Origin of the sequence: uncultured Anaerovibrio sp., assembly GCF_947302755.1 — a bacterium.
Taxonomy (GTDB): Bacteria; Bacillota; Negativicutes; order Selenomonadales; family Selenomonadaceae; genus Anaerovibrio.
In genome coordinates, this window is record NZ_CAMYWM010000200.1 from 1 (window position 1) to 3,186 (window position 3,186).

Below are 3,186 nucleotides of genomic sequence, written 5' to 3' on the forward strand. Positions count from 1 at the left end.
TGCCTTCTCCTTTGGAGAAGGTGCCGAGGTGTGCGAGGCGGATGAGGTCCTTACACATTCATCTATTTTCATGCAAACACCTTCATCCAATTACCTCATCCGTCAGCTCTTGCGAGCTGCCACCTTCCCCAGAGGGGAAGGCTAGTTATCTGCCTTCTCCTTTGGAGAAGGTGCCGAGGTGTGCGAGGCGGATGAGGTCCTTACATTACAAAAACCATGGCAAAATGCATTGGCAAATTGTCATGGTCTTATCTCAGTGTTTAAATTCTGTTTTTGCCCCACGCTAAGAGGTGCTGCGTCTCCCTCCTCATAGGTGGCAGAAAAGCACCTGTTAGCTCTGGATTAATTCGACTACATTCAGTGGGCGTATTAATCTCCTGCTGAATAAGTCTCATTTAGCTGCTCAAGGTATTTTTTGTCCCCGTCAGTGAGTTCAGCATTTTTCAGCAAATCGGGACGATAGCGGAGAGTCCGCGCCAGGGATTGCTCACGCCGCCACTTGGCTATTTTGGCGTGATCACCGGACAGAAGTACCTCCGGCACGGCCATGCCCTCAAATTCCCGGGGACGGGTATATTGGGGATGCTCCAATAGGCCATTGTAGAAGGAATCGGTAGGAGCTGACTCCTCGGAGCCCAGCACTCCCGGGAGCATACGGGACACTGCATCAGTTATAATCATGGCCGGCAGCTCGCCGCCGGTAAGGACAAAATCACCAATGGATATTATTTCATCAGCCAGATTGTCACTGATACGGGCATCAAAGCCCTCATAATGACCACAAATAAAAATAAGCTGGTCATACTGGGCCAATTCTCTGGCCTTGGCCTGATTAAATACTGTGCCCTCAGGACTCATCAGAAGCACCCGCCGATTGGCATAATCCGTGGCTTCCTTCACATGGCGGACCGCTTTAAACATGGGCTCCGGCTTTATAACCATACCACTGCCGCCGCCAAAGGGAGAATCATCCATTTGCTGATGCTTTCCCTCGGCAAAATCCCGGGGATTGGTAATTTTTATGTCAAGAATGCCCTTCTCCACCGCCCGCCGGGTAATACTGTCCCCAAAGGGTCCTTCAAACATGGCCGGAAACAGGGAAAGTATATCTATACGCATCAGATTTCCTCCGGCATATCCACAACCATGCGGCCCTCTTTAAGGTTGATTTCCTTCACCACAGCCTTTAGGGCAGGAATCATCAGCTGCTTGGCCTCACCCTTCTTGGAAGCCACATAAACATCGTTGGAGCCGGTCTTCAAAACGTCGGTAACAAAGCCCTGGGATACCCCCTCCATATCAAAGACCTCCAGGCCGATGATGTCAAAGGTGTAGTATTCCCCATCTTCAAGAGGCATGGCGTCCTTCTTGTCCACATAGAGCAGGGAGCCGGTAAGCTGGGCCACCCCCTCACGGGAAGGATACTGCTTAAATTTAAGGATAACAAACTGCTTGTGGTACTTCACTGAAGCCACATCCAGCAGCTCATCACCTACATAAACCTGTTTTAATTCTTCAAACCGCTCTGGAAAATCCGTCAATGGAATAACACGGAGCTCGCCACGAATACCGTGAGGAGCTCCTGCCTTACCAATGACAATGCGATTATCAGCTGCGGATGGCGATGATAACGTCATCTTCAACAACAACCTCCACATTAAACTGATCACGAACATTGTCGCCTTTTTTCAGTTCAACAAACCGCTCAGTAGTCCCCTGAACGATTTCTGCACCCAGAACCAGCTTCTCGGTATCGTTGATACGGGCCTCAGTCTGGGCAATAAAATCCTCACGCTTCTGACGCTCGATACCAAAATGCTGATGAATCATGGCAACCTGCTCCTGGTCTTCTTCCCCCACCTCGGAGAGGGCACGATTTTCCTGAATGTTAATCTGCTGAATTTCAAGCTGGGCCTGGGTAATACCGCTGTGGAATTCCTCCAGCATTTTTTCTCTCAGCTTCTCCGTCAGCTTAGCCTTGATAGTCATTGGGAACTTTACTAATACACTATCCATCGTAAAAAAATCCTCCAATTATGGAAATTGCGGCAAGCATCCCCTAAAGTGGACATACATTGCCGCATAGTAAGCCGATGCCTCAGCTTATGATTTCAACATTTACTTTTTTATCCTCGCGGGTAGCTGCTGCCTTGACAACAGTGCGCAGTGCCTTTGCAATACGTCCCTGCTTGCCAATTACCTTACCCATGTCCTCTGTAGCAACATGAAGCTCATAGATGACTACATTATCTTCTTCCTTCTCGTTGATAACAACCTGGGAAGGATTGTCTACCAGGGACTTCGCGATAATCTCAACTATCTCTTTCATGCTATTCCTCTTTCTTAGTTCTTAGCATGCTTAGCTGCATCAAACTTAGCCATGATGCCCTGCTTGGAGAATAAGGAACGAACGGTATCAGTAGGCTGTGCACCCTTTGCCATCCATTCGAGAGCCTTCTCTTCGTCGATATTTACAACTGCTGGCTCCTTGGTGGAGTCATAGTTACCAACGATTTCGATGAAACGGCCATCACGTGGAGCACGGGAATCAGCTACAACAATACGATAGAATGGGGACTTCTTAGCACCCATACGGTTCAGACGAATCTTTACTGCCATTTTGAAATTCACCTCCTTAAGAAATGGTATATCTAAATTCTAAAATATAGAAGATATACGTCAACAATAAGACTTCCCCTCTGGACGCAAAGCCAGCCCTATAGGGAGGGAAGGTGCCCGAAGGGCGGATGAGGTCTTAATGCATGAATGGAAGCTTAAAGCCTCCGAAGCCTTTGCGGCCTCCCTGCATCTTTTTAACCTTCTTCATCATCTTGCGCATCTCCTCAAACTGCTTCAGGAGACGGTTGACATCCTGTACCCGGGTACCGCTGCCGGCAGCAATACGCTTTCTGCGGCTGCCGTTGATGATGCTTGTATTTGCTCTTTCCTTTGGGGTCATGGAGCGGATAATCGCTTCCACCTGGCGCATTTCCTTGCCGTTAAGGTCAATTTCCCTGTCGCCAAGCTTTTTCTTTATATCCCCCATGCCAGGGATAAGGCTCATAATGTTTTCCAGGGATCCCATTTTTTTAATCTGCTGCAGCTGGGCAAGGAAGTCATCGAGAGTGAAGTCATCCTTGCGGAACTTCTTCTCCATTTCCTTGGCCTGAGCCGCATCAAAGGTGG

General features: G+C 48.7%; 5 protein-coding genes and 1 pseudogene. All 6 read right to left on the minus strand.

The annotated features are described in order from the left end of the window. Window positions 1–369: 369 nt before the first annotated feature. Complete coding sequence (gene trmD, locus Q0Y54_RS12405) at window positions 370–1,119, minus strand: tRNA (guanosine(37)-N1)-methyltransferase TrmD (RefSeq protein WP_297968576.1); 750 nt, start codon at window positions 1,117–1,119, stop codon at window positions 370–372. Then, window positions 1,119–1,637: a ribosome maturation factor RimM gene (gene rimM, locus Q0Y54_RS12410; RefSeq protein ID WP_297968583.1), complete on the minus strand. Its 519-nt coding sequence runs from the start codon at window positions 1,635–1,637 to the stop codon at window positions 1,119–1,121. Before rimM ends, trmD begins: the two co-directional genes overlap by 1 nt. Further along, window positions 1,609–2,016 (minus strand): YlqD family protein, encoded by a 408-nt coding sequence (locus Q0Y54_RS12415; protein WP_297968579.1) that lies wholly within the window; start codon window positions 2,014–2,016, stop codon window positions 1,609–1,611. Before Q0Y54_RS12415 ends, rimM begins: the two co-directional genes overlap by 29 nt. A gap of 82 nt (window positions 2,017–2,098) precedes the next feature. Continuing rightward, window positions 2,099–2,329 (minus strand): KH domain-containing protein, encoded by a 231-nt coding sequence (locus tag Q0Y54_RS12420; protein ID WP_085022889.1) that lies wholly within the window; start codon window positions 2,327–2,329, stop codon window positions 2,099–2,101. A gap of 14 nt (window positions 2,330–2,343) precedes the next feature. After that, entirely contained in the window at window positions 2,344–2,619 is a 276-nt protein-coding gene (gene rpsP / locus Q0Y54_RS12425; RefSeq protein ID WP_027405572.1) for a 30S ribosomal protein S16, read from the minus strand. A gap of 136 nt (window positions 2,620–2,755) precedes the next feature. Beyond that, window positions 2,756–3,186 (minus strand): annotated as a pseudogene (locus tag Q0Y54_RS12430) (signal recognition particle protein); the annotation flags it as partial.

Excerpts from the sequence above, each read along its gene's own strand:
- trmD (WP_297968576.1), bottom strand. The coding sequence starts at position 1,119 with ATGCGTATAGATATACTTTCCCTGTTTCCGGCCATGTTTGAAGGACCC.
- rimM (WP_297968583.1), bottom strand. The coding sequence starts at position 1,637 with ATGACGTTATCATCGCCATCCGCAGCTGATAATCGCATTGTCATTGGT.
- Q0Y54_RS12415 (WP_297968579.1), bottom strand. The coding sequence starts at position 2,016 with ATGGATAGTGTATTAGTAAAGTTCCCAATGACTATCAAGGCTAAGCTG.
- Q0Y54_RS12420 (WP_085022889.1), bottom strand. The coding sequence starts at position 2,329 with ATGAAAGAGATAGTTGAGATTATCGCGAAGTCCCTGGTAGACAATCCT.
- rpsP (WP_027405572.1), bottom strand. The coding sequence starts at position 2,619 with ATGGCAGTAAAGATTCGTCTGAACCGTATGGGTGCTAAGAAGTCCCCA.